Annotated in this window: 13 protein-coding genes; 7 read left to right on the top strand and 6 right to left on the bottom strand. The window is 41.5% G+C overall.

Annotation, left to right across the window (positions count from 1 at the left end; translation table 11 throughout):
- Positions 1-9: 9 nt before the first annotated feature.
- Genes C2869_RS19315 through C2869_RS19305 form a run of 3 tightly spaced genes read right to left on the bottom strand, consistent with a single transcriptional unit; the run spans position 10 to position 3,175 of the window.
- Positions 10-684: an HAD family hydrolase gene (locus C2869_RS19315; RefSeq protein ID WP_108604482.1), complete on the bottom strand. Its 675-nt coding sequence runs from the start codon at positions 682-684 to the stop codon at positions 10-12.
- Positions 668-1,240 (bottom strand): TIGR02444 family protein, encoded by a 573-nt coding sequence (locus C2869_RS19310; protein ID WP_108604481.1) that lies wholly within the window; start codon positions 1,238-1,240, stop codon positions 668-670. Before C2869_RS19310 ends, C2869_RS19315 begins: the two co-directional genes overlap by 17 nt.
- Positions 1,241-1,249: 9 nt before the next feature.
- Positions 1,250-3,175 carry an ABC transporter ATP-binding protein gene (locus C2869_RS19305; protein ID WP_108604480.1) on the bottom strand — a complete coding sequence of 642 codons (1,926 nt, stop codon included), beginning with the start codon at positions 3,173-3,175 and terminating at the stop codon, positions 1,250-1,252.
- Between the two features lie 119 nt (positions 3,176-3,294).
- On the opposite strand from C2869_RS19305, the gene C2869_RS19300 reads away from it, so the two are divergent.
- The gene (locus C2869_RS19300; protein ID WP_199915597.1) at positions 3,295-3,495 is read left to right on the top strand and encodes a YheV family putative zinc ribbon protein; all 201 of its coding nucleotides are present in this window, start codon (positions 3,295-3,297) and stop codon (positions 3,493-3,495) included.
- Between the two features lie 72 nt (positions 3,496-3,567).
- Here C2869_RS19300 and C2869_RS19295 read toward each other — a convergent pair whose 3' ends face one another.
- The 3 genes from C2869_RS19295 to C2869_RS19285 are packed head-to-tail and all read right to left on the bottom strand — an operon-like array spanning position 3,568 to position 5,647.
- On the bottom strand, positions 3,568-4,485 hold the full coding sequence (locus tag C2869_RS19295; protein ID WP_108604478.1) for a formate/nitrite transporter family protein: 918 nt from the start codon (positions 4,483-4,485) through the stop codon (positions 3,568-3,570).
- A gap of 16 nt (positions 4,486-4,501) precedes the next feature.
- Positions 4,502-4,714 carry a SlyX family protein gene (locus C2869_RS19290; protein ID WP_108604477.1) on the bottom strand — a complete coding sequence of 71 codons (213 nt, stop codon included), beginning with the start codon at positions 4,712-4,714 and terminating at the stop codon, positions 4,502-4,504.
- Positions 4,715-5,647: a WD40 repeat domain-containing protein gene (locus C2869_RS19285; RefSeq protein ID WP_108604476.1), complete on the bottom strand. Its 933-nt coding sequence runs from the start codon at positions 5,645-5,647 to the stop codon at positions 4,715-4,717.
- A gap of 157 nt (positions 5,648-5,804) precedes the next feature.
- Here C2869_RS19285 and C2869_RS19280 point away from each other — a divergent pair, with 157 nt between their 5' ends.
- The 6 genes from C2869_RS19280 to C2869_RS19255 all read left to right on the top strand — a co-directional run bounded on the left by C2869_RS19280 (position 5,805) and on the right by C2869_RS19255 (position 12,844).
- Positions 5,805-6,572, top strand: a complete 768-nt coding sequence (locus tag C2869_RS19280) for an FKBP-type peptidyl-prolyl cis-trans isomerase (protein ID WP_108604475.1) — start codon at positions 5,805-5,807, stop codon at positions 6,570-6,572.
- A gap of 239 nt (positions 6,573-6,811) precedes the next feature.
- Positions 6,812-7,243, top strand: a complete 432-nt coding sequence (locus C2869_RS19275; RefSeq protein ID WP_108604474.1) for a DUF3859 domain-containing protein — start codon at positions 6,812-6,814, stop codon at positions 7,241-7,243.
- Between the two features lie 236 nt (positions 7,244-7,479).
- The gene (locus tag C2869_RS19270) at positions 7,480-8,238 is read left to right on the top strand and encodes a hypothetical protein (RefSeq protein WP_108604473.1); all 759 of its coding nucleotides are present in this window, start codon (positions 7,480-7,482) and stop codon (positions 8,236-8,238) included.
- Between the two features lie 329 nt (positions 8,239-8,567).
- Positions 8,568-11,330 carry a hybrid sensor histidine kinase/response regulator gene (locus C2869_RS19265; protein WP_108604472.1) on the top strand — a complete coding sequence of 921 codons (2,763 nt, stop codon included), beginning with the start codon at positions 8,568-8,570 and terminating at the stop codon, positions 11,328-11,330.
- Positions 11,317-11,661, top strand: a complete 345-nt coding sequence (locus C2869_RS19260; protein ID WP_108604471.1) for an Hpt domain-containing protein — start codon at positions 11,317-11,319, stop codon at positions 11,659-11,661. The genes C2869_RS19265 and C2869_RS19260 overlap by 14 nt, the downstream gene beginning before the upstream one ends.
- Positions 11,648-12,844, top strand: coding sequence for a response regulator (locus tag C2869_RS19255; protein ID WP_108604470.1), 1,197 nt, complete (start codon positions 11,648-11,650; stop codon positions 12,842-12,844). Before C2869_RS19260 ends, C2869_RS19255 begins: the two co-directional genes overlap by 14 nt.
- The last annotated feature ends 17 nt before the right edge of the window (positions 12,845-12,861 follow it).

Genomic DNA, 12,861 nt, shown 5'->3' with positions numbered 1-12,861 from the left:
GCTGGTTTTTTAAGCGTTTTGTGAAAAATCCAAACTGTCCAATAATGACAAGGCTTGATTGAGTGAATCATATCGTGCAAAAAGTTGTTTTTCGATTTCCGAGGTTATGGGTACCATATCCGGCACACAAAGCGTTTTACAGCCAGCGCGGATCGCTGCTAAACAACCCGGATTAGAATCTTCTATAACTAAAGTGTGTTCGGGTTTAACTTCAAGTTGCTGACAGGCCAGTAAATAACAGTCAGGCTCGGGCTTTTTGCGTTGAGTATTTTCCGCTGTGACTATGGTTTGAAATTGCTCTAAGCCAGCTAGGTATTGAAAGTTTTCCTTTACCGCACTGCGCGTACTCGATGTCACTAAGCCTAACTTTGGGGTTAATTGACGGCTTTTATTTAAAAAGGCTTGCGCCCCTGCTTTGACTAAAACCCCTTGTGTTTTTAATTCTCTGTATATCTCTGATTTACGTTTGATAAAGCGTGCCATCGGAAATGATTCTCCCCATTTGCGATGAGCCTGTTGATGGCAAACGTCTGTCACGATCCCGACAAACTTTAAATAGTCTTGATGAGTAAAGGTTTGGCCAAATTCTTGGGCGGCTAATATCCAACCTTGTTCTGCAATAATCTCGCTATCAAATAAGGTGCCATCCATATCAAATAGAATGGCGTCAATTCTTGTCTTCATTGTGCTTACTCCCAATTGTTGCGAGTTGTTTAAGGCAGTCTAGGTATTGGAGGTATAGGCCATCAGTTGTTTGCACTAGCGCTGGGTTCGTTTGTTGTTCAGCTAATAGCGTCAAGTAATTTTCTACCAAAGCGCTCTGGCTCTGATTAGGCGCCAGCATGGTGAGATCAGGGGCTAGCGTGTTGAGACTTTCGATAAGTAAAGCTTGCTCTTGTTGTTCCAACAGTAACTCACTTTGCAACAATTGCTTTTTTAATTGTGCGCGAGTGGTAGAGCTTAAATTACGGCTAATTGTTAATTGACGACGTAATTGGCGTAGCGGCTGTGTATGCTCACTACCAAAGTGATTAACCTTGTGATGTAGCGCTTGAATTAACCGAGTGTTGGCGTTAACTTTTTGCTGATCTAACAAGGTTAATAACAAGAGTAAATTAACATTGGCATTCAGTGCGTCTTGCATATATAGGCAGGCTTGTTGCACACCTTCTTGCTGATAAAGCGCGATACTTTGTTGCCAATAAGCTTGGACTGTTATATTTACCCTGTCAGAAACCATAATTTTGCGTTAGTTGAATTGATACTCGGCATCGAATGCTTGTTGCAATTCGTCTAACTCTTCCTCCGCTAACATCCACGTTTCTTCTATTTGTTCTAACTCTTGTTTTATTTGCGCTTGCTGGTCGAGCAACATAGTCAAATCGGCTTTGCGCGAGGCTTCATACAAACTAGTATCGCTGAGCTGGTTTTCAATATCGGTTAATTGACTTTGTAACTTGTCCATCGCTTTTTCTGATTTTTCTATCGTTTGCTTAAGTGGACGTGTTTGTTGGCGAAATTCAGCTTCAATTCGCTTTTGTTCTTTGCGAGATATTGCAGTGTCATTGCTGGTTTGGGTTTGTGCGGCTTGCTGTTTTTGCTCGCGGCTATCGTCACTTAACCATTTTTCATAATCGTGCAAATCGCCCGAAAATGGCTGAACCTCGCCATTATTCACGAGATAGAAGTCATCACAGGTCGAGGTCAAAATGTGTCTGTCATGCGAAACAATGATCATGGCGCCAGCAAAATTTTGTAAGGCTAAGGTTAAGGCTAAGCGCATGTCTAAGTCGAGATGGTTAGTCGGTTCATCCAGTAATAACAGGTTAGGCTTTTGCCAAACCAGCAAAGCCAAGACTAAGCGGGCTTTTTCACCCCCAGAGAAGTTGGCTACAGGGTCAAGTGCTTGATCACCTTTAAAGCCAAAGCCACCTAAAAAGTCACGCAGCTCTTGTTCTAGTGCACCATTGGCAATACGTGTGATTGCACTTAATGGTGAATCATCCGCGCGCAATTGTTCGAGTTGGTGCTGGGCAAAATAACCAATATTCAAACCGTGACCTACAGTCATCTCGCCCTGCATTGGCGTTAGCTGTTGGGCTAATAATTTAACTAAAGTCGATTTACCTTGTCCATTACGGCCGAGTAAACCAATGCGGCTACCCGGTACAAGATTAAGCTTGATGGTATTAAGAATGGGGGTGTCATCATAACCAACCGCGACTTGATTTAACGAAATTAATGGGTTGGGGTTTTTTTCAGGTTCACGAAACGCAAAGCTAAATTCTGAATCGACATGGGCTGGCGCTAAATCTTCCATTCTCGATAAGGCTTTTAAACGAGATTGAGCCTGTTTAGCCTTGGATGCTTTGGCCTTAAAGCGATCAACAAAAGCCTGCATATGGGCACGCTCGCGTTGCTGCTTTTCATACATGGCTTGTTGCAGCTTGAGTTTTTCCGCGCGTTGGCGTTCGAAAGCGGAATAGTTGCCCTTGTATAAATTGAGTTTGCCATGTTCGATATGTACGATTTGCTCGGTGACTTCGTCCAAAAATTCTCTGTCGTGCGAGATAAGGATGAGTGTGCCTTCATAAGATCGTAAAAACTTACTTAGCCAAATAACCGCATCAAGATCCAAATGGTTGGTTGGTTCATCCAGTAATAGTAAATCAGAGCGGCTGATCAGGGCTTGCGCTAAGTTTAAGCGCATGCGCCAACCACCCGAAAAATCGGTAACTTGTGATTGATGCTGATCTTGTGCAAACCCTAAACCATTCAGTAATTGGCCAGCCCGTGCGTGAATACTGTAGGCGTCAATTGCATCCATTTGCTGATGGACTTCAGCAATCTTTTTGCCGTCGTCTTGGGCTTCAGCTTGCGCTAATTGTTGTTGTAAATCACGATATTGTTCGTCACCATCAATCACATAATCTAAGGCAGATATGGCTAGCGCTGGAGTTTCTTGTTTTACATGACTAATGCGCCATTGCTTAGGAATAGCATAATCGCCGCTGTCTAATTGTATTTCCTGCTTAATAAGTGCTAACAAGCTGGATTTACCACAACCATTCTTACCGATAAGGCCGGTTTTTTGTTGCGGGTATAAAGTTAAGTCAGCTTTATCGAGCAGTACATTACTGCCACGCATTAGGGTAATTTGGTTTATGGTGAGCATTATTCGCTTGTATGTGATTGCAGATTAATAAAATGTTCAATTCGCGCTATGATACGCGCTCGCTGGCCATATCCCAAGCCAGAAATAGACTTAGACCTAATTGAAAAGTATAGATAACCATGAAACAGAAAAAACGCTTTATCGCCGGTGCCGTTTGTCCACAGTGTTCAGCTCAAGATTCACTGATGTTGTTTTTAGAAAACAATGTAGAGAAAGTGGAATGCGTTGACTGTGGTTATACCAAGAGCAATACCGACAACAAGGTTAAACAAGCTAGCAAACAAGCAAATGATGTGATTGGGATATTTAAGCCGGAATAAGGGGCGTTTCAATTAAAGTGTAAGTTGAGGTGCCCAAAGTAGGTACTTTAAGCGAGCCTCGACTTACAAAAACTAATCACTGCTACCTATCTGTGATTGACGGATATGACCATAGTTTAATACCGCAACGAAAACACTACCGCCTAATAAATTACCTAAAAAGGTTGGCCAAATAAAATTAAGCACGCTGGTAAATGGCATGTTTTGGTTGACAAAATAATGGGTAAACATTTCTACCGAACCGGCAATAATGTGATGTAGCCCAGCTAAACCAATTAAAAAGGTTACAATGAAAATACTGGTGATTTGGCTAAAAGTAGAATGGGTTGAAAGTACAATCCAAGCGCCTAATGCCATTAGCCAGCCTGCAAGTACAGAGCTAACAAAAATATCGGCAGTGGAGTAGCTAAGTACGTGATTAGCTATGATCTCATAGCCTTTAGCTGCATGAATAATGCTATCAGCGCGCGCCAGTAACAAAGAGGCAAAAATACCGCCGATTAAATTGCCGATAGTGACCACAGTCCACAATTTAAGTAATCGGGAGAAAGGCGCCTTTTTATCAAGCACAGGATACAAAGAGGTTGCCGTGTGCTCAGTAAAGAGAGTTGTCCGGCTTAATATACAAAGAACAAAACCCAGTGGATAAACTAAGGCTAATCCTAGATTAAGCGGGAATTCAAACTGGTACTCATGGTGCATTTTCGCCATTAACGCAACGGCCATCGCGGTAAAACATAAAATCATACCGGCGGCTACAGCAGATAAACCCAATGAAAGTAATGGGCGTGACAACTGCTCCATGCCTTCACTAATGGCATTTTCCAGAATATCGTCAGGGTGGCGAAAGCATTCGTCATTGCGTTTTACAATTACCGATACGTATTCTTGGTTTTCTTGTTCGCGCTCTTGGCCTCGTTTCGGCTTAGCAGTAACAGTAGAGCTTAGCTCACTGCCATCTGGCGCTAGAATTTTTTTAGGTTCACTCACAACTCATCTCAATTGGTTAGTAATGGGGTGGGGGCGCTTCTTGTGATTGTGGTATGACTGCGTCCGGTTGTAAAGTCGTAAGTCGTTGTGCCAACAGGGTAAGTTGTTTTTTTAGAATTAACATTTCTTCTTGTTGGCTAGCTAATGCTGCATTTAGCTGTTCAATCGTATCTTCTTGAAAGCTGACTTTAGTCTCTAATTCTTCGACGCGGCGTTCGAGTTCGCTCATTTAGTACATCCAATCTTCAATTATTGCAGCTGAACTAGCACTTTGTACGTGCCGAGGTTTAGCCATAAATCGCGCGGAGTATATCACTGCTGAGGGCGGTTTGGCCTTAGCTTTTGGGGTAACGAGTAAGGATTTTAGGTTTTTTCCGCTATTTACCTGCCAAATATCCAAATTTCGACTGGTAGTGGCCGTTAATAAGTGTGGATCAGTGTTAGAAAATACCGCATCTGTGTATAGAGGTTGATGCTGGCTAGATTGTAATTGCACATTTTTTTTGCCACTGGCCGGCTGCCAAAGAGTGGCTGTGCCTTTGCTGTCGGCACTAAACGCGATGGAGGCATTGTGATTTAATGCGACTTTAACTACGCGATGTGGGTGCACAAAACGGCTAAGAATATGACCATCTTGTGTACGCCAAAAATAAGCAAGGTAATCGCTACCGCCACTGAATATAAACTGACCATCGGCCGACATCGCTATACTATTAACTGATGCTTGATGGCCAGTAAATGTTAATTGCCGGTTAGTTAAGCGATTGATCACGACTACTTGGCCATTTTCCAGCGCATAAGCAATCACATTACCATTGTGACTAACGGCAATGTCACGAATAAGACTGTTAGACACTTGCCACAGAGCTAAATTATGGCCAGTTTTGTTGTCCCATACTGCAATTTGCTGGCGCGAGGCGGTAACACTAATCGCATTGTTTGCAGAAATTTCAGCAATATAGATATGATGCCTTTCTTTTTTAGAATGTGTCCATATATATAAAGGCTGGCGCTGGTTGGTATCCCATAGCGTAGCGCCAGTCCCTATTTCTGAGGTAAGCAATAGCTGACCATCTTGGCTCAATTGGCTTTCAATTAAGTTAGTCTGTGACAAGGTCCATTGCTGTTTTGCTTGGTCGGCTGGCGGTGAGCATGCGCTCAAACTCAGTACGATTGCGCTAATAAAAGTAAAAAAGCGGTTCAAGGCAAGGTTACGACTTGGTTAACTGAACAAGATAGGGTTATTATACTGCGCTTCGTACGATTGGCGATAATTAAGTAATTGTGCGTAAACACTCAAGTATTTGGAGAATAATTACATGAATAAGTTAGCGAGTGCCTGTGCAATTGCAGCCGCACTAACATTGGCCGCTTGTGGTGCAAAAAAAGAAGACACTGCAGCAGCACAAACCGAAACTAAAAAGCAAGAGGCGATTAATTTGCAAACTGATATCGAAAAACAATCTTATGGCTTGGGTGTTAATATTGCGACTAACATCAAGCAACACGTAGAGCAATCTAACGAAATGGGTATTGCGTTAGACCAATCTTTAATCGCTAAAGGTTTTGCACAAGGTCTTGAAGGTAAAGCGCAATTAGAAGAAGCTGAAATTCGTGAATTGCTTACTGCTTTACAACAAGCTCAACAAGCTGCGCATCAAAAGAAGCAAGAAGCTGATCAAGCTAAGCATAAAGACGAAAGTGCGGCTTTCTTAGAAGAAAACAAAACTAAAGAGGGCGTAAGCGTTACTGAATCTGGTTTACAGTATCAAGTTGTACAAGCTGCAGATGGCGACAAGCCAGCGGCAGAAGACACAGTAACTGTTCATTACACAGGTACGTTAATTGACGGCACTAAGTTTGATAGCTCAGTTGACCGTGGTCAACCAGCTAGCTTCCCACTTAACCGTGTTATTAAAGGTTGGACTGAAGGTTTACAGTTAATGTCTGTTGGTTCTAAATACCGTTTCTTCATTCCTTTCGATTTAGCTTATGGTCCAAACGGTACGGGTAACATCCCTCCATATGCTGCGTTAATTTTTGATGTTGAGTTAATCTCAATCGAAAAGGCTGAAAAAGAAGGTTAATTCTTTTTTACCTGCTTTAAAAAACCGGTACTGACTGAGTTAGTGCCGGTTTTTTGTTTTGTAGCGCAGTATTTATTCATAATGACTTTCTATAAATTTTTATACTAGTCTCTGCATCTCGATGAAAGACTTAGTGTAATTAAACTAGTATCAACCCTTCGACTGCTTCGCGCTCAGGGTGAAGGAAGTCGGAAATAGTTAAATAGAATCATTCCTCTGATAATTTTGAGAGTTTAACTTTGTCCAAACTAAAATCTGTTTTTACTATTGTTAGCCATGGCATCTATACCAAGTGGGATGAACGTAGCAAAGCCTTACCTAAAATTCGTAATTTTACTACTCAAGTACCTGCTGAAGAAGACATAGAGTTTGGATTTATTTTAAATGCCCAAAAAGCCAAAGGCAAAAAGCTCGACTTCACTATATTTCACCCTAATATCCCAGATGAAGATGGCGATATTATGCCGCCGTTTACTGGCAGTGTGCATGTGCGCAACAATAATTGGGATTTTTACTTGGGCGATACCCTCTGGTTACCATTAGAAAACAAGCAAGGGGATTGGCGTATGGTTATTGAGCACAATGGACAGATTATCGCGGAAAAAACCTTTAATGTAGCCCTAGAGCAACCTAATAACGAAGCCATGTTTTGGAAAAGACGAGGGTTTTAAGTGTTATATTGCACTGATAGCTATTCTGACCTTTCGCTGTTAGTGCGCTGAGTGTAGCTGCTCATTTAACCTCGAAATCATAACTTTCAACCTAACTTATTTTTATTATTCTTTGGTAACTTGTAGTGTTGCTAAACTTTACCGTTAAGTTCAAATGCTCAGTACTGTGAGTTGAACTAAGTAATGAATACAGTGTCGTATTCAGCAAAACACATAAGTTAATTGGAGTAACTAACATGGTTTATCGTACTTTGTCAGCTGTATTGCTTACTTTACTGTTTCCTGGCCTGATCCACGCCAATGGCTTAGATGATTTGCGTAAGCAATTGGCTTTGCTACAAGGTTTAACCCCAGTCACCGCCTATATTGAAGCTAGCTATCAACGTGAGCGAGACGAGTTTACCACTGAAGGCTCGACTCAACTCACGGTGCAAAGTAATGAGCATGGCTTTAGTTTACATTATGCGCCAACTATCACGGCCAGTCTGCGCCAGGAAATGGCAGTTAATACCGACGATGTAGACAATCCAGCACAAAAGCGCCCAACCATGACTGCTATTAAAAGCAATAGCGAAGTGGACTATTTTCAAATGCTAAGTGCCGCAACAGGGTTATTGCAAACATTGAAACATGCGACTTTAATAGAAGAAACTGTGACTGAATATCAGGGAAAACCGGCTCGTTTGTTGGATCTCGCTTTACCGGTTGAGGCAATTATACACGACAAAAAATTTCGCTCTTACGTGAAAAGTTTCGATGCAAGTTATCAAGTTTGGATGACAGAGCAAGGTGTGCCATTAGAGGCCAAAATGCAATTTTCAGGACATGGCCGAGCTTATTTGCTATTTAGTCTTGAGGGCAGTGGTGCGAATACTGAGCGTTTTCAGTTGGTGAACGATAGATTAGTGCAAACCTATACGGAAGGGCATTTTTCTAGCTCATCCATATTTGGCGATTTTACCAACCAGCGAATTAGGAAATTAGTTATCCAGTAAGCAAAAAACGCAAGCGGCTGCTATTAAATTGAGTTAGTTTGTAACTAAAGCTGCCTAATTATCCCCCCTATCTTTTTTCGCGGTTCGTAAACTGGCGAACGTGGCAATTATCCCTAATACTCAACTATAGTCAAAGCGATCAGGTTTTAGGGGCAGGTTTCTAGTTCCAGACGAAACCTAAGTACCTACATCCATGTAGGCAAAGCCGTCAAGCTTCGAATCCCCATGAGCATATGCTCTATTATGTGATTGGGGTGAGTAAGCGCTGACAATGAACCATAAAGCCTGAGCGAGAAGACTATAATAAAGATTACTATGTTGGGGGGCCTATGCCAAATAGCGACTGTTCAAGTCGCCAAATTCACTATCATTCGGTGTATTTGGCTAAGCATAATGCTATGGGGATCAGTTTAACTTGCCAGTTAAGTCAACCCGCAACGGGCACCTCTTGGCTGGTTGGCAATGTTGGCAATATGGGGATAACCGCTACCACCGGCAATCATGTTGTTGGCAATATGAATCAGGTTGAATTATGTAAGCAATGCCAGCAAAATCCGATTGATATTCATCTTGAATCGCATAGCCAACATCTTAATTACACTTCGACAGAATGGCTCAAGCCGTTGCCTGCAGCGCCTTATGTTAATGCCAATATTGATTTTTTAGAGCGTTTTAAAGCCGCCGCCGAGGGCACTAACCTTGGTGTTTGGGATGTGCAGTTTGAACGTGTGGTTGATGAACAAGTTGATTACACAAGTTTGTTTTTCACTAGTACTAAAACGTTTTTTTCTGAAAGTTTTTTATCTTGCCTTGGCCTAGAAAATAAAAACATTGGCGACTGGCAGCATATTAAACGGCTTTTGCACCCCGATGATTTACCTTTGTTTGAATCTTTTCTAACGAATCATATAGAGTTTGAAATGCCCTTGTTGTTTGAGTGCCGTATTCATTGCCGAGGGCTAGATTATCAATGGTTTGAAATAAAGGGCAACACGGTACGGGACGAGATCGGCCGGCCAATTAGAATGACTGGCAGTATTCAAAACTGTACAGCGCAAAAAGAAATGTTGCTCAGTGTGCTTGAATCGGAAGAGGCTAAAAAAATGGCCTTAGAAGCAGCAAAAATTGGTGTTTGGACCGGTAATTTACTGGATAGTACGTGGACATGGGATGCTAGAGTAGATGCTATTTTTGAATTCACTGAACAAGAACGAGGAGATTTACAAGCGTGGAAAGCACGCTTGCATCCAGACGATGCTGACAATGTAATTAACGCATTAAATGAATCGTTAGACCATGCCATTCCTTTTGAAGTGGAATATCGCATTATTACACCGACGAATAAAACTAAATATATTGTTGCGAAAGGCCAAGTTTCGCAAAATGTGTTTGGCGATCTGGTTCGTATTGACTGTATTTTGTATGACAACACGGTAGCGGTGATCGCCAAAACTAAATTAGAAGAAATTACCTCAGAGTTGGAAGAACGGGTTAAGCAGCGCACCAAAGAATTAGAAGCCTCGCGAGATTTAGCCGAGGTTGGCAGTCGGACTAAATCACGATTTTTAGCTATGATGAGCCACGAAATTCGTACCCCAATGAATGGGGTTATTGGTGCGTTAGATTTAGTTGAGCAATCTAACTTAAATATCGAGCAGCAAGAACTTATATCCACCGCAAAAAATTCCGCGCTAAATCTAGTAGCTATTCTCAATGATATTTTGGATTTAAATAAGATTGAAGCGGGCAAACTTAAGTTAGAAACCGTGGATATGTCGATTGCTGAACTCGTTGATGGTGTTGTCGGCGTATTTGCCCCAATTGCTGAAGCTAAACAAGTCGAACTTATCTTACACGAATCATTTGAATACCAAGATTTAGTGTCTTCTGATCCTACCCGTATTCGGCAAGTGCTAAGTAATCTTGTTGGTAATGCAGTTAAGTTTACCCAGTCAAATGATGAAAAAATTGGCAAAATCATTCTTAAAATCAGTAAAGATCATCAGCAATCTCTTGGGCCTTTGCAAATGGTCAATTTTGAGGTGATGGATAATGGTATTGGTATTGCGCCTGAAGCGGTTGACAACCTGTTCAGTGCTTTTACTCAAGCGGAAGATTCAACCACCCGCAAATACGGTGGTACAGGATTAGGGTTGGCTATTTGTGCACGCTTGTCTGATTTGTTAGGCGGGACCATAGCGGTAGAAAGTGAACCAGGGCAAGGCTCTTGTTTTCGTTTGTCTTTACCTTTGTGGCCAGCTAAAGAAGAAGCGCCACTTTCACCGTTATTTGGTGAAAGCATTTGCCTAATTAACTTTGCTGAACCAGCTCTGCATTGGGTTATTGAACAGTTGGAAAATGAAGGCGCTATGGTCGATAGACTGTCGCTTGATGACTTAACCAAACAAGATAATCAACACTTGCTACAAGATGCCTCGTCTATTTTATTTTTTGCAGCAACAGTACCTCAAGCGGATTTAACTTTGCTTTTGCACTCGCTTGACGATGATTTGCGCAGTAAATTAACCCTATGGTTGTCCAAACAACAAAAACAGTATTTATTTGACAGTGAGTTAACGTTTAAGCAGGTGATGTTTCCGCCTTTTTCCAGCTATAAACTTAAGCGTTGGGGCTTGGTCAGTGAAGAGATTTTACCTAAGGCAAATAACACTTTTGTTGTTAATGATGTCAAGCCTATTCAAAGTACCTCTTCGCAAGCCAATGTACTGATTGTCGAAGATAACCCGTTAAACCAAAAGTTAATATTAAAACAAATGGAACGCTTAGGCTTTTTAGCTGATCTAGCGCCCAATGGCGAGATAGGTTTGCAAATGTTTAAAGATAAGCCTTATCAAGTGGTGATTAGTGATTGTCACATGCCAGAGATGGATGGTTATTTAATGACACAAGCCATTCGTCAATATGAAGCGCAGCAAGAGCTTGATGCGACCCCCATAGTGGCTTTAACGGGAGCCGCCATGACGGGGGATAAAGAAAAATGTTTACAAGCTGGTATGAATGACTTTTTAACTAAGCCCATTCAAACTTGCGAACTTAAGGTCGTTTTGGAGAAATGGTATGGCGCAAAGTGACTCTGTGTATAACAAATCGATTTTAGTTGATCTTATTGGTGATGACCAAGCGTTAATCCGCTCGTATCAAAACCAATTTTTACAACAGTGCATAGCCAGTACCAAGACATTTGCTAAAGCGTTTAATGCTAAAGATTTTGCTGAGTTAAAAGCCATTGCTCATCAATTAAAAACATCGGCTAAAGCGCTAGGCGCAGTGCAGTGCGCTGAGCGTTTACAAGCTATTGAAGAGGCGGCGCTGACTCATGATTTAACAACCGTCCGTTCTTTATTGCAGCAACTTACCTCAGATATAAAAGCAGTGAAAGGAGCTTTTTATGAAAGTGAATAATTCACTCGCGACACGCCATCCCAAAGTCATTTTGTTGCACGAACATGAGTGTGACAGTGGCGTTTCGTCTTTGATTTCTAGCCATATTCAGGATTTTCGTTCATACCGTATTTGTGACGAAGCGATAGCCGCCATTGAAGAGTTTCAACCTAAAATACTCTTGATGGAGACTGATTCAATTGCTGATACGTTGAGATATTATCTCACCATGGTTAAAGAATTTAACCTGTTACAGTATTCACACTACGTTATTATTTGTTGCTCCAACAAGGAAGCGGGTCTGGCTTATGATGTTTGTCAGCAGGGCATTTTTTACGATTATTTTGTGACTAAGCCTATGTACGAAAAATATCGTTTAAAAGCTATATTGAATCAAGTGGTCAATTTGGTCGAGCAGCAAGATCTTCTGCTAGAAGATGTAGGCCAGCACGTTAAAAAAATGGATGCTGATTTAATCGATTTAGTTGAAGAGGCGAAAGAGCTAGAGCAAGAAATTAGTGAATCAATCGATCAATGTCGCCAAGTGGCAGATGAGCAAACCAGTGCTGAAGATGAGCTGAATGCATTAAATGCTGGGATTGCGGCAATTGAACAAAGCGTACAACAAAGTTTACAACCCTTAATTAAAAACTTAATTGAACAACAGCTTAATAGCCAAGCGGCAATGCAAATTGTTACTCAGCGTGTTCAGAGCGATACGTCACAAAAAGAAAAATCGACCGAAGAACTATTGGCCAGCATGGAAGGTTTGGCTACTGACTCTGAGCCAGAAAATAGCCAGAATTCATCCTCAACGCCAGATATACGGGTTAAGAAAAAGCGTCGGGTTTTACTGGTTGAAGATAATGAAATTTATCGCGATATGATTAAACGAATATTGCTTGAAAGTTCGTTTGATGTTGAAGAGTCATCGGACGGACTCGAAGCGTTAGCGAAAGTGCGGCAACATCAGTACGATTTGATTGTGATGGACTTATTTATGCCTAAGCTTGATGGTCTTAATACAACCAAGCAAATCCGTAAGTTAGCGCCTAAAGCTGATTTACCTATTATTGCTTTAACCAGTAACAAGAATAAAGAAATTGTAAAAAAATGGCTGGCGTATGGCATTAGCAGTTATATTGTGAAACCCTCAAAGCGTGAACAAATATTATCGGCTGTGCATAAGGCGTTTGCTGAATAAACTGATTGCAGAGTGTG

It is taken from the genome of Saccharobesus litoralis, from assembly GCF_003063625.1.
GTDB lineage: Bacteria > Pseudomonadota > Gammaproteobacteria > Enterobacterales > Alteromonadaceae > Saccharobesus > Saccharobesus litoralis.
Note: the sequence above shows the minus strand (reverse complement) of the source record. Positions and strands in the feature narration are given on the sequence as shown.

Excerpts from the sequence above, each read along its gene's own strand:
- C2869_RS19315 (WP_108604482.1), bottom strand. The coding sequence starts at position 684 with ATGAAGACAAGAATTGACGCCATTCTATTTGATATGGATGGCACCTTA.
- C2869_RS19310 (WP_108604481.1), bottom strand. The coding sequence starts at position 1,240 with ATGGTTTCTGACAGGGTAAATATAACAGTCCAAGCTTATTGGCAACAA.
- C2869_RS19305 (WP_108604480.1), bottom strand. The coding sequence starts at position 3,175 with ATGCTCACCATAAACCAAATTACCCTAATGCGTGGCAGTAATGTACTG.
- C2869_RS19300 (WP_199915597.1), top strand. The coding sequence starts at position 3,295 with ATGAAACAGAAAAAACGCTTTATCGCCGGTGCCGTTTGTCCACAGTGT.
- C2869_RS19290 (WP_108604477.1), bottom strand. The coding sequence starts at position 4,714 with ATGAGCGAACTCGAACGCCGCGTCGAAGAATTAGAGACTAAAGTCAGC.
- C2869_RS19280 (WP_108604475.1), top strand. The coding sequence starts at position 5,805 with ATGAATAAGTTAGCGAGTGCCTGTGCAATTGCAGCCGCACTAACATTG.
- C2869_RS19270 (WP_108604473.1), top strand. The coding sequence starts at position 7,480 with ATGGTTTATCGTACTTTGTCAGCTGTATTGCTTACTTTACTGTTTCCT.
- C2869_RS19265 (WP_108604472.1), top strand. The coding sequence starts at position 8,568 with ATGCCAAATAGCGACTGTTCAAGTCGCCAAATTCACTATCATTCGGTG.
- C2869_RS19260 (WP_108604471.1), top strand. The coding sequence starts at position 11,317 with ATGGCGCAAAGTGACTCTGTGTATAACAAATCGATTTTAGTTGATCTT.
- C2869_RS19255 (WP_108604470.1), top strand. The coding sequence starts at position 11,648 with ATGAAAGTGAATAATTCACTCGCGACACGCCATCCCAAAGTCATTTTG.